Below are 18,123 nucleotides of genomic sequence, written 5' to 3'. Positions count from 1 at the left end.
TCAGAACAGGAAATAGCGCTGGGCCATGGGCAACACCTCGGCCGGATCGCAAGTGAGCAAGGTTCCGTCCGCCCGCACGTCGTAGGTTTCCGGATCAACCTCGATGTGGGGCGTGGCGTCGTTCAGCACCATGTCCGCCTTGGTCACGGAACGGCACCCGCGCACCGCCAGCAGAGGCCGGCGCAGGTCCAGGGCGTCGCCGATCCCGGCCTCCAGCGCGGCGCCCGAGACGAAGGTCACCATGCTGTTGGTCAGCGACCGCCCGAAGCTGCCGAACATGGGCCGGTAGTGGACAGGCTGCGGTGTCGGGATCGAGGCGTTGGGATCGCCCATCGCGGCGAGGGCGATGGTTCCGCTCTTCAGCACCAGATCCGGTTTGACGCCGAAGAAGGCCGGCTTCCACAGCACCAGGTCGGCCAACTGGCCGACCGCAACCGACCCCACATGGTCGGCCATGCCGTGGGCAATGGCCGGGTTGATGGTGTACTTGGCGATGTAGCGGCGGACGCGCAGGTTGTCGTTGTCGCCGGTCTCCTCTGGAAGCCGGCCGCGCTGCACTTTCATCTTGTGCGCGGTCTGCCAGGTGCGGCAGACGACTTCGCCCACGCGGCCCATGGCCTGGCTGTCAGAGGCAATCATGGAGAAGGCGCCCATGTCATGCAGGATGTCTTCGGCCGCGATGGTCTCCTTGCGGATGCGGCTCTCGGCGAAGGCCACATCCTCGGGGATCGCCGGGTCCAGGTGATGGCACACCATCAGCATGTCCAGATGCTCGTCGATGGTGTTGACCGTGAAGGGCCGGGTGGGATTGGTGGAACTGGGCAACACGTTGGCGTCGCCGGCCAGGCGGATGATGTCCGGGGCGTGGCCGCCGCCCGCGCCCTCGGTATGAAAGGCGTGGATCGTGCGCCCCTTGAAGGCGGCCCGGGTGGCTTCGACGAACCCGCTTTCGTTCAGGGTGTCCGTGTGGATGGCGACCTGTATGTCGTGCGCCTCGGCGACCGTCAGGCAGCAGTCGATGGTGCTGGGCGTGGTGCCCCAGTCCTCATGCAGCTTCAGGCCGATGGCCCCGGCCCGGATCTGTTCCTCCAGGGCCGCCGGCAGGCTGGCGTTGCCCTTGCCGAAGAAGCCCAGGTTCATGGGCAGCCCCTCCGCCGCCTGGAGCATCCGGGCGAGATGCCAGGGGCCGGGCGTGCAGGTCGTCGCGTTGGTTCCCTCGGCCGGCCCGGTGCCGCCGCCCAGCATGGTGGTGATGCCAGACGCCAGGGCCTCGTTGATCTGCTGCGGACAGATCCAGTGGATGTGGGCATCAATGCCGCCGGCGGTGAGAATCCGCCCCTCGCCGGCGATGGCCTCCGTGCCCGGGCCAATGATGATGTCGACGCCCGGCTGAACGTCGGGGTTGCCGGCCTTGCCGATGGCGGCGATCCGACCATCCTTCAGCCCGACGTCCGCCTTGAGAATACCGGCATGGTCGACGATCAGGGCATTGGTGATGACGGTGTCGACGGCCCCGGCGGCACGCGCGGTCTGGGACTGCCCCATGCCGTCGCGGATGACCTTGCCGCCGCCGAACTTGACCTCCTCGCCGTAGGTGGTCAGGTCGCGCTCGACCTCGATCACCAGATCCGTGTCGGCGAGCCGCAGGCGGTCCCCGGTGGTGGGGCCGAACATGGCGGCGTAGGCGCCGCGCTCGATCTGTATGGCCATGGCGTCAACCCTCCAGCGGCCCCTGGACCGCGCCTGTGAACCCATGGACGACGCGCCGCCCGGCGAAGGCGACCAGAGTGACCTCGCGGGTCTGGCCAGGCTCGAAGCGGACGGCCGAGCCGGCTGGAATGTCCAGCCGGAAGCCCCGCGCCGCCGCCCGGTCGAAGGACAGCGCGGCGTTTGTCTCGGCGAAGTGATAGTGGCTGCCCACCTGGATCGGGCGGTCGCCGGTGTTGGCGACCCTGAGCGAACGGGTCTCGCGCCCGTCGTTCAGGGTCAGCACACCGGCGGCGGGAAAACGCTCTCCGGGGATCATGGCCTCGGTCTCCCTAGTGCAGCGGTATGTGCATTCAAGGGAGTCTCACCCTTGAATGCACATACCGCTGCACAAAACATTGTTTTTAGTGCACTTTCGATCCAGACAAAAGAGTGCGGACTGCATCGTCTGTCTGGATCAGTGCACTAACGGATGGGCTGATGCACGGTCACCAGCTTGGTGCCGTCGGGGAAGGTTGCCTCGACCTGGATCTCGGGGATCATCTCGGGGATCCCCTCCATGACCTGGTCGCGGGTCAGCACCTGCCCGCCCGCGCGCATCAAGTCGGCGACCGAGCGGCCATCGCGCGCCCCCTCGACGACGGCATCGGTGATGAGGGCGACGGCCTCCGGATGGTTGAGGCGCACGCCGCGATCCAGGCGCCGGCGGGCGACCTGCGCGGCCATGGCGACAAGCAGCTTGTCTTTTTCCCGGGGCGTGAGGTTCATGGGTCGGAAGCCTCCCCTTTCTTGTTCAGATGGACCAGAGCCGCGGCAGGGTTGCCGCATAGCCGCCGCCGGCCTGTCGAAGCAGGCCCCAGACGTCGGCGAACGCGTCGCGCGCCGCCTCGGCGGTGTGCGAGAGGATACGGGAAATCACGATACCGTTGATCGTCGTGGATCCGGCCCGGACCGTGTCGTGCGTCTCCAGGCGGGTCCGGATGTCGTCGGTCAACGCCGCCTCGCCGCCGGCCACACCCGGCAGGCGGGCGATCAGTGTGGCCAACGCCTCGGCGCCGGCGAAACCGGCCGGCGCCAGTCGCGCCCGTGCCAGATCGCCCTCCAAATGCAGGGCGTCCGCCCATACCAGATGTGCGCCGATGGAGACCCGCCAGGCGTCGCGGATCAACCCGCGCGACAGCACTTCGCCGTGGGCACGCCGTCCCAGCACCAAGATCTCGCCCGTCAGCATCCGTGCCGTCGGGTCCAGATCCAGCGCCGTCTCACGCCGCAGCCGGGCGCGGTCAAACACGATGGTCTCGCGTGGCAGCCACTCCAGCCAGCTCTCGGGCCCGGCGGCGAGCCGCACCGTGACCTTGGCCTCGGCCCCGGTACCGGAGCGATAGACCTTCTCGGCAGCCTGAGCCATGACCATCGCCCGTGCCCCGCCCCCAAGTGTGACCGAGAGACCCAGGACGTCCCCCGCCACCAGACCGCCGGCGGTGTTGGTGACACAGGCCGTCAGGGGCTCCCCCGGGACGGGATGGGGGAAAAGGGCGCGCAGAGGCGCCGCCTGATCCAGATCGACCAGCCGCGTCACCGGGCCATCGCCCCGCAGTGTCAGCCCCAGCCGGCCCACCGCGGTCTGACGGCGCCCGGCCGGTGCCGCGCGGGATCCGTCGGGGCTCATGGCCGTCGCTCCGGGGTTCGAATCATGCTGCCTCGCCTCCTTCCCGGGCCGGGTCTCACGCTTTGGTCGCCCGCCACGATACGCATGGTTCGAGCCCCGCGCCATGGGTCTTGGGTGGTGAAGCGGCCCAGGTACGCTCAATTGAAGACATCCAGGGTTTCATGCCGCCGTTCGACCCGTTCCATGTGGGCGCGTCCCCGCCGCCCGGCCTTGCCGAGCGCGGTCACCGCCAGGAACCGGCAGAGCGCCAGCGCGGGGCCGCAGGAATCGAAGGCGAAGTGGCCTTGCGTCTCCACGGTCAGGGTCCAGTCGGCCAGCGCCGGCAAGCGCCGTGCCGTCGGGTCGGTGACCAGGATGATCGGCGTGCCGACCGCGCGTGCCGCCTCCATCACCTCCAGCAGGCCGTGCACTCGCCGGCGTAAGGCGACCACCACCAGGATGTCCCGCTCCGTCAGGTCCGCGAGGTATTCGCCGGCGGTCTCGCCAGTGCCCGGCAGAACGGTAACGTCGCCGCGAAACTGGATCAGTTGCCAGCGCAGGTAGTCGGCCAGGAAGCGGCTGTTCCGATACCCCATCAGCCAGATGCGCCGCGCGCCTACCATTGCGGCGGCCACGTCGTCGATCATGGCCGGCGAGAGCCGCCGTACGGACCGCCTCAGCAGGTCGATCTCGTCCTCCAGCAGGGTTGCCGGTCCGCTCAGCGCGGCGCCGCTCCCCGACGCCCCCATGTACAGCGGCGAGCCCCAGTCGCGGCGCGCCCGCGCGGCCAGACGCGCTTCGTCGAACCCGTCGAAGCCGAGGCGCTGGAACAGGCGGGTCGCCGCCGCCTTCGACACCCCCGCCAAGGCCGACAGTTCGCTGGCCTTGAAGGCGCTCAGGTCCGCGGCGCGCTCCAGGATGACGTCAGCCAGCTTGCGTTCCGAGTCGGGCAACGAGTCGTAGTGATCGTGGATCCGGCTCTCGATCGACGGTCCTCGTGCGTCGGGCTTTGGCGTCGGTCCCTCGGCTGGATGGCTCGTCTTGGTCATGGCTGGACCCTCGCTGGTTGGTTCTGGCGCCAGCTGTTCCGCTCGCGTTCCGAAACTACAGTTTCAAACATATTGACATCTTGTTTCGATAGTTTCAACATCCACCTGTCTGCCGGGACGAGCCACGCACGACCAGGGCCCGGTTGCCGACCCGCGCTGTTTTTCGTGTCAGCCCGTTCTCGAGCACAGGATGCACGCGCCCATGCCGCCGGCCATCGACGCCTCGGATGCGCCCGAACTGGGCACACCACCGCCACGGCACCCGCTGGGGGAGTTGGCGCTCAAGGCAAGCCGCCGACTGAACCGCTGGGTGGAGCGGGTCTGCGTTGCGCTGTTCGCCCTGCTGATCCTGGATGTCTGGCTGGGCGTGCTGGTGCGCTACGTGCTGCCCTGGAACCTGACCTTCACCGAGGAACTGGCGCGCTATCTGATGATCTGGATGGCGCTTCTGGCGGTCTCGTGCGGCATCTCGCATCGCGAACACATCGGCGTCATGGTGGTGTTCTCCCGGTTCCCCAAGGGGATGCGCAAGGTGCTGGCGGTTTCGTTCGACCTGATCGCCTTCGCCTTTTTCGCGGTGATCCTGGTCTATGGCATCGGCATGGTGGAGCGCGGCTTCTCCCGCTACACGATGATCAACGAAATCCCGAAGGCATGGCCGTTCATGGGCGTGCCGCTCGCGGCGTTTCTGGCCTGCGTCCAGCTTATCCTGGTGGCGGTTCACGACTGGTTCGCGGATGACGGCGTGGCCGCCGCCGGCCGAGCCAATCTTTAGGGAGCCCGGCCATGCTGGTCGTCGCGATTGTCTTCTTCGGGTTGCTGATCCTGGGCATGCCGGTCGGGTTCGTGCTGGGCGTGGCGGGTCTGGTCGGGATCGTCGACATGGGCGGCGGCCACTTCCTGCAGATGGTGCCGGACCGCATGTTCGCCGGCCTGGACCTGTTCCCCTTCCTGGCGATGCCGTTCTTCATCTTCGCCGGCGAGATCATGAACCGCAGCGGCATCACGCTCAGTCTGGTGCGCTTCGCCGACGTGCTGGTCGGATGGATGCGCGGCGGCATGGCGCATTCCAACATGGTCGCCTCGGTCATGTTCGCGGGCATCACCGGGGCCGCGACCGCCGACGCGGCGGCCTTCGGCAACACCCTGGTGCCGGCGATGGTCAAGCAGGGCTACTCTCGCCCCTTCGCCTGCGCGGTCACGGCCGCCGGGTCGATCATCGGCCCGACCATCCCACCCTCGACCCTGGCCGTCATCTACGGATCGCTCATGGGGGTGTCGATCGCCGGCCTGTTCGCCGCCGGGATCCTGCCGGGGTTGCTGATCTGCCTGATCTGCATGTCGGTGATCGCCGCCCTGGGCCGGCGCCTGAACCTGCCGAAGGGCGACACGCGGCCATCCCTGTGGCTGATCCTCAAGGCCTTCCGGGGCAGCCTGCTGGCGCTGGTCCTGCCGGTTTTCATTCTCGGATCGATCCTGGGCGGCATCGCCACGCCGACCGAGGCCGCCTCCATCGCCGTGGCCTACGCGCTGTTCGTGGGGGGCGTCATTTATCGCGCCCTGAACTGGACCGACCTCTACGAGATGATGCTGCGCACGGTGCGGATCACCGGAGTGATCTTCCTCATCATCGCCGCCGCGTCGATCCTGGGCTGGTGGATGACCTTCAACCAGATCCCGCAGACCATCGCCGAGGCGTTCCTGTCCGTCTCCGACAACCCGCAGGCCATCATCGCCATGATCCTGGTGCTGCTGCTGGTGATCGGCATGTTCATGGACATCAACGCGACGCTCATCATCCTGGCCCCCGTTCTGGCGCCGCTGACGCTTCAGATCGGCATGGACCCCGTCCATGCGGGCATCATGATCATCCTTGCCCTCAACATCTCGCTGATGACCCCGCCCGTGGGCGCCTGCCTGTTCGTGCTGGCATCGGTCACGCGCGAATCGATCGAGAACATCACCCGATCCCTCTGGCCATTCCTGCTGGCCGAGGTCGCTGTCCTGCTTCTGGTGGCCTTCTGGCCCGACCTGACCCTGTTCGTGCCACACCTGTTCGGACTGTAGGAGCCCCGCGAGCGTGGGTGCCCCGTGTCCCACGCGTGCCCCGTCCCGCCGCGCACCCGGACTCATCCCCTCTGCCTGGACCAAGGAGTTCCGATGACCATGACACGCTCCGTCTCCCTCAAGACCCTGACCGCCGCCAGCCTGCTGGCCGCCGTCGCCGCCGTCGGCCCGGCCTGGGCCGCCGACGTCACCATCCGGCTGGCTCACCTGAACCCCGCCGATCCGTTCGAGAGCCACTCCGGCGCCATGGCGGCCACCTTCAAGTCGCTGGTCGAGACCGCCTCGGGCGGCGAGATCGCCGTCGAGGTCTATCCCAACGGCCAGCTTGGCAAGGACAACGAGGTCATTCAGCAGGTGCGTGACGGGATCGTCCAGGCCACCATCTCCTCCGCCGGCGGTGTCGCGCAGCACTACCCGCTGGTCGGTGTCTTCGACATTCCCTTCGCCTTCCCGAACATCGCCGTGTCGAACCGCGTCATGGACCTGTCCAGCGAGTTCGGCCAGACCTTCGCCGCCGACCTGGAGGAGGCCACCGGCACCAAGGTGCTCGGCCTGCTGGACAGCGGCGGCTTCTTCGCCTTCACCAACTCCAAGCGGCCGATCGAGACCGTCGCCGACATGGACGGGCTGCGCATCCGCACCATGACCCTGCCGACCCACCAGGCCATGGTGGATTCGCTGGGCGCCCAGCCCACTCCGCTGCCGTGGGCCGAGGTCTACACCGCTCTCCAGACCGGGGTCGCCGACGGTCAGATGAACCCGATCCCGGTCATCGCCTTCGCCAACTTCGACGAGGTACAGCAGTACCTGTCGATCACCAATCACGTCATCACGCCCTATCTCTGGCTGATGAACGGCGCGTTCTACGCGGACCTGAGCGAGCGTCACCAGGACATCGTCGACTGGGCCGCGGAGGTTTCGGTCGAAGCCGGACGTGGCGTGTCGCGCGTGATCGAGGCGTCGGAGCGTGGCCTGCCCAAGCTGGCCTCGAACATGGAGGTCAACGCCGTTTCGCCCGAGGAGCAGGCCAAGTTCGCCGCCGCCGCCCAACCAGCCGTGCGTGCCCTGATCGAGGAGCAGTACGGCGAGGCCGGCGTTGCCATGCTGGAGGCCATGCTGGCCGAAATCGAAACCGCGAGGACCGAACTCGGCCTGGCGGACTGATGTCCCGACGCGCCGGGGCGGCCGCCTGTGATGGTGGCCGTTCCGGTTCGTGTTGTACGACTGTTCGGTATTTCCAAGTGAAAGCTCCCCTCGTGTCCGTAGACTTGCCTCCCCTTCTGGCCACGCATGCCGTCGAGCATGTCGCCAACCCCCGCGTTGCCCGGGGACGTCCCATGGGCCCCCGCGAATACACCGTGCTGAGCCCGGAGGGGTTGGCCGCCGCCCGCGCGGAAATCGAGTCTTGGCCTGGATACGCGGAGACCCCGCTGCGCCGCCTGGACGGGTTGGCCGGCGCCGCCGGCCTGGGGGCGGTGTTCGTCAAGGACGAAGCATCCCGCTTCGGCCTGGGCAGCTTCAAGGCCCTGGGCGGCGCCTATGCCGTGCTGCAGATGATGCGCCGGCATCTGGCCGAGAAAGGTGTCACCGCACCCGTGACGGCCGCTGACCTGATCGCCGGCCGCTGGCGGGCGCAGGTGGCCGGCCTGACCGTCTGCTGCGCCACCGATGGCAACCATGGACGCTCAGTCGCCTGGGGCGCGGGCCGCTACGGCTGCCGCTGTGTGATCTACGTTCACGCAACCGTCAGCCAGGCCCGGTGCGACGCCATCGCCCACTATGGGGCCGAGGTCCGGCGCGTCCCTGGCACCTACGACGACTCGGTGCGCAAGGCAGCCGAGGACGCCGCCGCCAATGGCTGGGTGGTGGTCTCCGACACCTCGTACCCCGGCTACATGGAGATCCCCCGCGACGTCATGCAGGGTTACACGGTCATGGTGGACGAGGCGGTTCATCAGATCGACGCCCCGCCGACGCACGTGTTCATCCAGGGTGGCGTCGGCGGACTGGCCGCCGCGGTGGTGGCCCAGACGTGGGAAGCCTGGGGCGTCGACCGCCCGCGCGTGGTCGCGGTGGAGCCGGACCGGGCCGCCTGCATCGTCGAGAGTCTGCGCGCCGGCCATCCGGTGGCGGTGCATGGCGATCTCGACACCCTGATGGCCGGGCTGGCCTGCGGCGAGGTCTCGCTCCTGGCCTGGGAGATGCTGGACGCCGGCCTTCACGATGGTCTGACCGTGCCGGACGCGGCCGCGGTCGAGGTCATGCGGCTGCTCGCCTCCGGCCGGCACGACCCACCGCTGGTGGCGGGCGAGAGCGCGACCGCCGGACTGGCCGGCTGTCTGCTGGCGATGGCCGACCCGGCCCTGAAGGCCGCCCTTGGCCTGGACGCGGACAGCCGCGTGCTGGTGTTCTCCACCGAGGGCGCGACCGACCCTGCGCTCTATGCCGAGTTGGTTGGCCGTCCTGCGAAAACCATCGAGGGGACAGCGTCATGACGGCCGGGGTCCGTTTGAACTGGTCCCGCCTGCGCGCCCGCCTGGACGCCCTGGGGCGGGTGGGTGCCTTGGAGGGCGGCGGCGTGTGCCGCCTCGCCTTGACGCCCGAGGACAAGGCGGGGCGCGACCTGGTGGCGGGCTGGATGCGCGAGCTTGGCCTGCATGTTTCCATCGACGCCATCGGCAACATCATCGGCGTGCGGTCGGGACTGGAGGACGGTCCGCCCGTGATGACCGGCTCGCATATCGACACCGTGCGCACCGGCGGCCTTTACGACGGCACCTTGGGCGTCCTCGCCGGGCTGGAGGTGGTCGCCGCGCTCAATGACGCCGGCGTGACCACCCGGCGGCCGCTGGCCGTGGGCGTGTTCACCAACGAGGAGGGCGCCCGCTTTGCGCCGGACATGATGGGCAGCCTCGTCTACGTGGGGGGGCTGGCGCTGGCCGAGGCGCTGGCGACCGAGGGAATGGACGGTCAGACCGTCGGCGACGCCCTTGCCGCCACCGGCTATGCTGGGCCGGCGCCAGTGGCGGCCCCCGCCGTCCATGCCTTTGTGGAGTTGCATATCGAACAGGGGCCGGTGCTGGAAGAACAGGCCATTGCCATCGGCGCGGTCGAGGGCGTGCAGGGGATCTCGTGGACCGAGGTGACGGTCGAAGGCACCTCCAACCACGCCGGCACCACACCCATGCGCCTGCGCCGCGACGCCGGCTACGTCGCTACGGCGACGGCGGCCTTTATGCGCGATCTCGCCCGCCGCATGGGCGGCGATCAGGTCGCCACGGTCGGATCGCTGGCCCTGACTCCCAACCTCATCAACGTGGTCCCCGGCAGGGCACGGTTCACCCTTGATCTGCGCAACACCGATGAGGGCCTGCTTCAGGAGACCGAGCGGGCTGCCTTCGCCGAAATCGACCGGCTGGCTGCCGCCGAGAGTTGCTCGGTCACCCGCCGCTCCCTGGCGCGGTTCGAGCCGGTGGCCTTCGATCCCGCCATGGTGGATCGTGTGGAGGCGGCGGCACGGGCCCGCGGCCTGTCCGTACGCCGGATGCCGTCGGGTGCTGGCCACGACGCCCAGATGATGGCCCGGGTCTGCCCGACCGGGATGATCTTCGTGCCCTCCGCCGGGGGCATCAGCCACAACGTCACCGAACACACGGACGACGTCCACCTTCAGGCCGGGGCGGCGGTTCTGCTCGACCTGCTGGTCGACCTCGCCATGCCCGTCGCACAGGACCGCCCATGATCGCTTCCGCTCCTACCCCGGGCGTGCGCCGCCCGCTGACCGTGGCTGCGGCACAGTTGGGACCCATCGCCCGAACCGACAGCCGCGCGGCCACGGTCGCCCGGCTGGTCGCCCTGCTGCGCGAGGCCGCTGGACGCGGCGCGACCCTGGTGGTCTTTCCGGAACTGGCACTGACCACGTTCTTCCCGCGCTGGTACATCGAGGACCCCGCCGACCTTGATGCCTTTTTCGAGGCCGAGATGCCCGGCCCCGAGACTCGCCCCCTGTTCGACGCGGCGTCGGACCTGGGTGTTGGCTTCTACCTGGGCTATGCGGAACTGGTGACCGCTCCGGACGGCGCACGGCACCGCTTCAACACCGCGATCCTGGTGGATCCGTCGGGCCGGTTGGTCGGCACCTACCGCAAGATTCACCTGCCGGGACATGTCGAGCATGAGCCCTGGCGGGCATTCCAGCACCTGGAGAAGCGCTACTTCGAACCCGGCAACCTGGGCTTCGGCGCCTGGCGGGCCTTCGGCGGTGTGATGGGCATGGCCCTGTGCAACGACCGGCGCTGGCCGGAAACGTTCCGCGTGCTGGGGCTGAAGGGGGTGGAGATGGCCTTACTCGGCTACAACACGCCGATCCACTATCCGCCCGTTCCGGAACACGATCACCTGCAAGGCTTCCACAATCATTTGTGCATGCAGGCGGGCGCCTATCAGAACGGCATGTGGGTGGTCGCCACCGCCAAGGCCGGCCGCGAGGAAGGCTGCGACCTGCTGGGGCAGAGTTGCATCATTGCGCCCACGGGGGAGATCGTCGCCATGGCCTCGACCGTCGCGGACGAGGTCATCACCGCCACCTGCGACCTGGAGCGGACGCGCGAGATCAAGGACCACATCTTCAAGTTCGACCTGCATCGCCAGATCGCGGAATACGGCCCGATCACGGCCCAGCGCGGTGCTGTTCCCCCCGACTGACGGCTGTCCGAGGGCGGGGGTACGCCGCCGGGCCACCGGGCGGCGGCGGGCCGGCATCAGACTGTCAGGTGGCGCCGCACCTCGGCCTCGCGCGCGGGGTCCTTCAGGTCCGCGCCCGTGCCCTGGGCCACGATCTCACCCCGATCCATGACGTAGTACGTGTCGGCCAGGTCGCGGGCGAAATCGAAGTACTGCTCCACAAGGACGATGGCGATGTCGCCGCGTTCGCGCACCGTCGCAACCGCGTGCCTGATTTCCGCGGCCTCTTCGGAAGTCGGGCCCGAGGCCGGTCCCTTGCTGCGCAGGCGGTCGATGGCGCGCCCAATGTCCTTGATGATGGACGGCTGGATCCCCTCGGTCGGTTCGTCCAGCAGCAGCAGGCGCGGCCGGGTCACCAGGGCTCGCCCAATCGCCAACTGCTGCTGCTGACCGCCGGACAGATCGCCGCCGCGCCGCCCCAGCATCTGGCGCAGGACGGGGAACATCTCGAAGATCTCCTCGGGGATGGTCCGGTCCTTGCGCGGCAAGGGCGCGTAGCCGATCTCCAGGTTCTCGCGGACCGTCAGGAGCGGAAAGATCTCGCGCCCCTGCGGCACCGAGGCCAGTCCCTTGCGGGCGCGGCTTTCCGGATGCAGGGCGTGGATCGGCGCGCCGTTCAGCCGGATCTCGCCCGCCGCGATTGGATGCCGCCCGCAGATGGCGCGCATCAGCGAGGTCTTGCCGACTCCGTTGCGCCCCAGGATGCAGGTCACCGCGCCCGGCCGGGCCTCGATGGAGACGGTCTTGAGCGCGATCGCGGCGCCGTAGTAAAGGTCAATGTCTTGGACAGAGAGCATGGCCGCTATCGCCCCAGATACACATCGATGACCGCAGGCACGGCACTGACATGGGCCAGCGACCCGTCTGCCAGCACCGTGCCCTGGTGCAGCACGGTGACGCAGCAATCCAGCGCCTGCACGAACGCCATATCGTGCTCGACAACGACCACCGCGTGGTCCCCCGCGATGTCCCGCAGCAACTGGGCCGTGCGCATCGTCTCGTCGTCCGTCATGCCGGCCGCCGGCTCATCGACAAGCAGCAGCTTGGGGTCCTGGGCCAGCAGCATGCCGATTTCGAGCCACTGCTTCTGACCGTGCGACAGCCCGCCGGCCAGTGTGTGGCGACGGTCCTCCAGCCGGACGAGGGCGAGCAGGTCGTCGATCCGGGTGGCTTGCGCGGCCGACAGGGTGGCGAACAGTGTCGCGAAGACTCCGCGATCCGCGTTCAGCGCCAGCAGCAGGTTGTCCTCGACCGAGTGGGTCTCGAACACGGTGGGCTTCTGGAACTTCCGGCCGATTCCCAGGCGCGCGCTCCCGGCCTCGTCGATCTGCGCCAGGTCGACCCGCCCGTCCCACAACACGGTGCCCTCGTCGGGTTTGGTCTTCCCGGTGACGATGTCCATCATCGTGGTCTTGCCGGCGCCGTTCGGGCCGATGACCGCGTGGAGTTCGCCAGGCTCGACAATAAACGACAGCCCGTTGATGGCGCGGAACCCGTCGAAGCTCTTCGAAACACCGTCGAGGTACAGCAGCGCGGAGGTCGCGCGGGGTGCCGGACCGGGTGACATGACCTAGGCCTCCTTCCGTCGCAGCGCGAGACCGGCCGGCGCGCCCGGCCGCACCGGTCCCCCGCGATCGAAAACGCCAAGGATCCCGCGCGGCATGAACAGGGTCACCGCCACGAACAGCCCGCCCAGGACGAACAGCCAGAAGTCCGGGAACCAGCCGGTCAGCAGGGTGTTCGCCGCGCCCACGACGATGGCGCCAAGGGCCGCGCCGACCAGCGTGCCGCGCCCGCCCAACGCCACCATGATGACGATCTCGATGGAATTGGCCGGCGAGAATTCGCTGGGATTGATGATGCCCACCTGCGGCGTGTAGAGAGCGCCCGCCAGCCCGGCCAGCATGGCCGAAACGGTGAACACGAACAGCTTGTAGCTCTCCACCCGGTAGCCCAGGAAGCGGGTTCGGCTCTCGGCGTCGCGCACGGCGACCAGCACCTTACCCGCCTTGGACGTCACGATGACCCGGCACAGAATGAACCCAAGGGCCAGGGCCAGGCCCGACAGCACGAACAGCCCGGCCCGCGTGGCGTCGGACTGTAGGTCGAAGCCCAGCACATCCTTGAAGTCGGTCAGGCCATTGTTTCCGCCGAAGCCCATTTCGTTGCGGAAGAACGCCAGCATCAGGGCATAGGTCAGGGCCTGCGTGATGATGGACAGATAAACCCCGGTCACGCGGGAGCGAAACGCCAGCCAGCCGAAGACGAAGGCAAGCACGCCCGGGACGATCATGGTCATGGCCAGCGCGAACCAGAACATGTCGAAGCCGTGCCAGAACCAGGGCAGGTGATCCCAGTTCAGGAACACCATGAAGTCGGGCAGCACTGGGTCTCCGTAAACGCCGCGCGGCCCGATCTCACGCATGAGATGCATACCCATGGCGTACCCGCCCAGCGCGAAGAAGGCGCCATGCCCCAGGCTCAGAATCCCGCAGTACCCCCAGACCAAATCCAGCGCGACCGCCAGCAGCGCATAACACAGGTACTTGCCGAACAGCGACACCGCGAAACTGGGCAGGTGCGCCCAGGAGCCGGGCGCGGTGGCCAGGTTGGCCAGGGGCACCGCCACCACGATAATAAACAGCAGGCCCAGGAAGACCCAGGACCGGCGGTCGAGCGCGCGCAGACTCATCTCAGGCCTCCACCGCCCGGCCGCGCACGGCGAACAGGCCACGCGGACGCTTCTGGATGAACAGAATGATGAAGACCAGGACCAGAATCTTGGCGAGCACCGCACCGGCAACCGGTTCCAGGAACTTGTTGGCGATCCCCAGGGTGAAGGCGCCGGCCAGCGCGCCCCACAGGTTCCCGGCGCCGCCGAACACCACGACCATGAAGCTGTCCACGATGTAGCTTTGACCCAGGTTGGGCGAGACATTGTCGATCTGGCTGAGGGCCACGCCCGCCAGCCCCGCGACCCCGGCGCCCAGGCCGAAGGTCATCGCGTCGACCCAGCCCGTGCGCACGCCCATGTCAGCGGCCATGGCCCGGTTCTGGGTGACGGCGCGCATCTGAAGGCCGATCGGCGTGTGGCGCAGGACCAACAGCAGGAGCGCGAATACCGCCAGGGCGAAGACAATGATCCAGAGGCGGTTGTACGTGATGGTCAACTCACCCAGGTGCATGGCCCCCGACATCCAGTCCGGATTGCCGACTTCGCGATTGTTCGGCCCGAAGATCGTGCGCACGGTCTGTTGCAGGATCAGGCTGATGCCCCAGGTCGCGAGCAGGGTTTCCAGCGGGCGTCCGTACAGCCAGCGCACCACCCCGCGTTCGATCAGCACGCCCACGCCCCCGGAGACCAGGAACGCCAGCGGCAGGGCGATCAGAAGCGACCATTCGAACAGGCCGGGCGCGCTGGTGCGAATGATCTCCTGCACGAAGAACGTCGTGTAGGCGCCCAGCATGACGAGTTCGCCATGCGCCATGTTGATGACGCCCATGACCCCGAAGGTGATGGCGAGCCCGATGGCCGCCAGCAGCAGCACGGAGCCGAGCGACAACCCCTGCCAAACGTTCTGCGCGTACCCCCACATCTTCAGCCGCGCCTCGACGGCCGCCCGTGCCTCGGCTGCGGCGTCCACCAGGGCCGGCGGCGCGTCCTCGGACAGGGCCGCCGCGAGGGTGGAGAGCGCGTCCTGCCCACCCCGCGCCTCGATGGTCGCCACGGCGGCGAGGCGCGCCTCCAGTGGGGCGCCATCGTCGGCCAGCAGGATCGCCGCCCGGGCCTCCTCCATCAGCGCCCGCAAACGCGCGTCTTCTTCCTGCTCAATGGCTTGGTCCAGGGTTTCCAGAAAGGCGGGATCTCGCCGCTCGAACACCGCCGTGACGGCGGACCGGCGTGCTTCGGGATCGGGCGACAGCAGGGTCAGCCCGCCGATCAGCCCGTCGACCTGATTGCGGATGGCGTTGTTCACCGTGACCTTGGACAGGTCGCGGCGACGGGCCGTGCCGGCTGGCTCTTCGCTGAACAGATCGAACAGGCGCATTTCCCTGCCGTCGCGGTCGGCGATCAGCAGGGCCTCGTCGCTCTTCATCCAGTGGAGCCGGCCCTCACGCAGCGCCTGAAGAATGACCGCCGCGGCCGGGTCGCCGGTCTCGGCCAGGGCCTGGGCCGTCTCCGACACGCCGGAGAAGTTGGCGTCCACGAAGCCGGCGGCGATCTCCCGAAGGCTGATCTCGTCGGCGACCGCGGCGGTCGATGCGGTCGAGGTGATCCCGAGGCATAAAACTGCGAGGATGATGAGACGGTGCAGACGGGTCATGAGCGGAGGCTATCCATCGCGGGGTCGACACGGGTGGCGCGGCCATGGGGAGGGCCGGCCGCGGCCGGCCCTCCCGTCAGCACGCCGGTCGGAGCGCGGCTGCGATCAGCCGCCGGTGCCCCCGCACTGGCCGGTTTCGGTGTTGAAGTTCCCGCAGGACAGCGGCTTGCGCCAATCGGAGATCAGCGGTGCCGATTCCGGCAGGTAGTCGGACCAGGCATCGCCGACGACCAGGCCGTTGGTGGAGTCCACGATCTCGAACTGTCCATCATCCTGGATCTCGCCGATCAGCACCGGCTTGGTGATATGATGGTTCGGCATCATGGCCGAATACCCGCCTGTCAGGTTGGGAACGGACACGCCGATAATGCTATCGATGACCGCATCCGGGTCGGTGGTGCCGGCCGCCTCGACCGCCTTGACCCACATGTTGAAGCCGATGTAGTGCGCCTCCATCGGGTCGTTGGTCACGCGCGTGTCGTCGCCGATAAAGGCGTGCCAGGCATCGATGAAGTCATAGTTCGCGTCGGTGTCGGCCGACATGAAATAGTTCCAGGCCGCCAGATGGCCGACCAGTGGGCCGGTATCGATGCCGGCGAGTTCCTCTTCCCCGACGGAGAATGCCACGACGGGAATATCGGTCGCCTCGATGCCCTGGTTCGCCAGCTCCTTGTAGAACGGCACGTTGGCGTCGCCGTTGATGGTGGAGACCACGGCGGTCATCTTTCCGGCCGAGCCGAACGCCTTAATGTCGGCCACGATCGTCTGCCAGTCCGAATGCCCGAACGGCGTGTAGTTGATCATGATGTCTTCTTCAGCGACACCGTTATCCTTAAGATATTGCTCAAGGATCTTGTTGGTTGTGCGTGGGTAGACGTAGTCGGTTCCGGCCAGGACCCAGCGTTCAACACCCTGGTCCATCAAATAGTCGACGGCAGGAATGGCCTGCTGGTTGGGCGCGGCGCCCGTGTAGAAGACGTTGCGCTGGCTTTCCTCGCCCTCATACTGGACGGGGTAGAAGAGGAGCGAGTTCAGTTCCTCGAACACAGGAAGAACGGACTTGCGACTGACCGAGGTCCAGCACCCGAAGACGGCCGCGACGCCATTGACCTCGATCAACTCGCGCGCTTTCTCCGCGAACAGCGGCCAGTCCGAGGCCGGATCGACGACGACCGGCTCGAGCTGCATGCCAAGCAGGCCGCCATTTTTGTTCTGCTCTTCGATCAGCATCAGCATGGCGTCCTTGAGCGTCGTCTCGGAGATCGCCATGGTTCCGCTGAGGGAATGCAGAATGCCAACCTTGATCGTGTCCTGAGCCACGGCAGGCGTCGTGGCGACGACACCAAGGCCAAGGACCAGCCCCGCAAGTGCCTTATTCATGAGCTTCGGTTCCCTCTTGGGTATGAAAACACAATACCTTCGCCATGGAGCCACGCAGGCCGCATGCCAACTCCGAGGGCCCGGGGGAACGGAGTGAAATCAGTCGGGTACTCCGCATGCTGCGGCAAGGCGACGCGGATCCGCACCCAGATGTCCATCGGATTTCGCATAATCTTTGTTCACATGACCGATTCCTATGCTCGGTACGGCCGATGCCGCGACAGTGTGCACGGCGCTGACTGGGGATATCTGGACAGGGCAACGGGCGGATCTGCCATCCCAAACCGATGCCGATGCCGATGCCGATGCCGGGACGGGTGATCATCTCTTGACGAGAGGACCGCGCCAAACGCACGCTATGGCCGTGGTTATCCAGGCGTATCACGCCCGCACCGGCGCGGTGATCCTTGGACTGGCCCGGGATCCCAGGATCTCGCCGTTGGCGCCGAGGCCGCGCAGCGCATCATCCCAATGGATAACGTCCCAGGGCCCGGCGTCAGGCTGTCCACCTCCCGTTTCGTGATCCTTGCCATGGTCGACCTCCCGCGACGTGCGACCTTCAGGTATCTCTCCTAATGGTCCCGACGGGCAACGCATAGGTAACAGAAGAGAGCAAATTCAGGGTAGAAAGGGCGTAAGTGAGCGGCAAGCAAAAAATCGGAATGTAAGGCGGGAACAGGGCTTTGTCGTATGTTACCGCATGTGAGAATAAGTCATCGTAGAAATATTTGCAGAACTCATAACCTGAAGGTCAGAGGTTCAAATCCTCTCCCCGCAACCACACTCTTAGCTCGTGTATCTCCTCGTTGAGATACACGAGCTCCTCTCTCCCTACAAGAGAAAAGTGGCGCGGCCTGCCCCCCAAACAGGAGGGCGGCAAGCACATCCCTTGAAAACACAGCAGAAACCCCGCGACGGCAATCGCGGGGTTTCCGTAGAAGCATAGGATGCTCCCACCTGGATATGGGTCCATTCTGTGCTCGCGCTCCCGGCTTGTCAAGTCGCAAGGACAGGCGGTTTTGGGGCGGGTTTCCAAGGGGTTGGCCGTACACGGAATGGACCCACGATCCCACGCAGGACCGCACGCGGAACCCGACGCACGCCCGGGTCTCGCCCGGCGATCCGACACCTTCGACATCCTCGTCACCACCACCGCCGAGGCCCGCGCCGTCGGCGTGACCACGGCCCGCGTCACCGGCCTGGT

At 67.4% G+C, this 18,123-nt stretch carries 16 protein-coding genes; 6 read left to right on the top strand and 10 right to left on the bottom strand.

From position 1 onward, the window contains the following. The 5 genes from ureC to GGD89_RS16830 form a co-directional block, all read right to left on the bottom strand. The gene (ureC, locus tag GGD89_RS16850) at positions 1–1,710 is read right to left on the bottom strand and encodes an urease subunit alpha (RefSeq protein WP_184047711.1); all 1,710 of its coding nucleotides are present in this window, start codon (positions 1,708–1,710) and stop codon (positions 1–3) included. Positions 1,711–1,714: 4 nt separating this feature from the next. Beyond that, positions 1,715–2,026, bottom strand: coding sequence for an urease subunit beta (locus GGD89_RS16845; RefSeq protein ID WP_184047708.1), 312 nt, complete (start codon positions 2,024–2,026; stop codon positions 1,715–1,717). Between the two features lie 146 nt (positions 2,027–2,172). Next, positions 2,173–2,475 (bottom strand): urease subunit gamma, encoded by a 303-nt coding sequence (locus GGD89_RS16840; RefSeq protein WP_184047705.1) that lies wholly within the window; start codon positions 2,473–2,475, stop codon positions 2,173–2,175. 25 nt (positions 2,476–2,500) lie between these two features. Beyond that, positions 2,501–3,376, bottom strand: coding sequence for an urease accessory protein UreD (locus GGD89_RS16835; RefSeq protein ID WP_184047702.1), 876 nt, complete (start codon positions 3,374–3,376; stop codon positions 2,501–2,503). A 137-nt stretch (positions 3,377–3,513) separates the two neighbouring features. After that, positions 3,514–4,404 carry a MurR/RpiR family transcriptional regulator gene (locus GGD89_RS16830; protein WP_184047699.1) on the bottom strand — a complete coding sequence of 297 codons (891 nt, stop codon included), beginning with the start codon at positions 4,402–4,404 and terminating at the stop codon, positions 3,514–3,516. 202 nt (positions 4,405–4,606) lie between these two features. Here GGD89_RS16830 and GGD89_RS16825 point away from each other — a divergent pair, with 202 nt between their 5' ends. The 6 genes from GGD89_RS16825 (at position 4,607) to GGD89_RS16800 (ending at position 11,175) form a co-directional block, all read left to right on the top strand. Beyond that, positions 4,607–5,179, top strand: coding sequence for a TRAP transporter small permease (locus tag GGD89_RS16825; RefSeq protein WP_184047696.1), 573 nt, complete (start codon positions 4,607–4,609; stop codon positions 5,177–5,179). Positions 5,180–5,190: 11 nt separating this feature from the next. Then, a complete protein-coding gene (locus GGD89_RS16820; protein ID WP_184047693.1) occupies positions 5,191–6,471 on the top strand; it encodes a TRAP transporter large permease in 1,281 nt (426 codons plus the stop codon). A gap of 99 nt (positions 6,472–6,570) precedes the next feature. Next, the gene (locus GGD89_RS16815) at positions 6,571–7,635 is read left to right on the top strand and encodes a TRAP transporter substrate-binding protein (protein ID WP_184047690.1); all 1,065 of its coding nucleotides are present in this window, start codon (positions 6,571–6,573) and stop codon (positions 7,633–7,635) included. A 77-nt stretch (positions 7,636–7,712) separates the two neighbouring features. Beyond that, positions 7,713–8,966, top strand: a complete 1,254-nt coding sequence (locus tag GGD89_RS16810; protein ID WP_425503051.1) for a diaminopropionate ammonia-lyase — start codon at positions 7,713–7,715, stop codon at positions 8,964–8,966. Continuing rightward, entirely contained in the window at positions 8,963–10,213 is a 1,251-nt protein-coding gene (locus GGD89_RS16805; protein WP_184047684.1) for a M20 family metallo-hydrolase, read from the top strand. The genes GGD89_RS16810 and GGD89_RS16805 overlap by 4 nt, the downstream gene beginning before the upstream one ends. Next, a complete protein-coding gene (locus GGD89_RS16800; RefSeq protein ID WP_221238529.1) occupies positions 10,210–11,175 on the top strand; it encodes an N-carbamoyl-D-amino-acid hydrolase in 966 nt (321 codons plus the stop codon). The genes GGD89_RS16805 and GGD89_RS16800 overlap by 4 nt, the downstream gene beginning before the upstream one ends. A gap of 56 nt (positions 11,176–11,231) precedes the next feature. Here the strand turns inward: GGD89_RS16800 and GGD89_RS16795 are convergent, their stop codons facing one another. From GGD89_RS16795 to urtA, 5 genes are all read right to left on the bottom strand, one after another. Then, the gene (locus GGD89_RS16795; RefSeq protein ID WP_184047681.1) at positions 11,232–12,011 is read right to left on the bottom strand and encodes an ABC transporter ATP-binding protein; all 780 of its coding nucleotides are present in this window, start codon (positions 12,009–12,011) and stop codon (positions 11,232–11,234) included. Positions 12,012–12,016: 5 nt separating this feature from the next. Then, positions 12,017–12,781: an urea ABC transporter ATP-binding protein UrtD gene (gene urtD / locus GGD89_RS16790; RefSeq protein WP_184047677.1), complete on the bottom strand. Its 765-nt coding sequence runs from the start codon at positions 12,779–12,781 to the stop codon at positions 12,017–12,019. Positions 12,782–12,784: 3 nt separating this feature from the next. Next, on the bottom strand, positions 12,785–13,906 hold the full coding sequence (gene urtC, locus GGD89_RS16785; RefSeq protein ID WP_184047674.1) for an urea ABC transporter permease subunit UrtC: 1,122 nt from the start codon (positions 13,904–13,906) through the stop codon (positions 12,785–12,787). Between the two features lies 1 nt (position 13,907). Continuing rightward, on the bottom strand, positions 13,908–15,539 hold the full coding sequence (urtB, locus tag GGD89_RS16780) for an urea ABC transporter permease subunit UrtB (protein WP_184047671.1): 1,632 nt from the start codon (positions 15,537–15,539) through the stop codon (positions 13,908–13,910). A gap of 105 nt (positions 15,540–15,644) precedes the next feature. Then, positions 15,645–16,919: an urea ABC transporter substrate-binding protein gene (gene urtA / locus GGD89_RS16775; RefSeq protein WP_184047668.1), complete on the bottom strand. Its 1,275-nt coding sequence runs from the start codon at positions 16,917–16,919 to the stop codon at positions 15,645–15,647. Positions 16,920–18,123 lie beyond the last annotated feature (1,204 nt).

Origin of the sequence: Roseospira visakhapatnamensis (assembly GCF_014197915.1) — a bacterium.
Classification (GTDB): domain Bacteria; phylum Pseudomonadota; class Alphaproteobacteria; order Rhodospirillales; family Rhodospirillaceae; genus Rhodospira; species Rhodospira visakhapatnamensis.
Note: the sequence above shows the minus strand (reverse complement) of the source record. Positions and strands in the feature narration are given on the sequence as shown.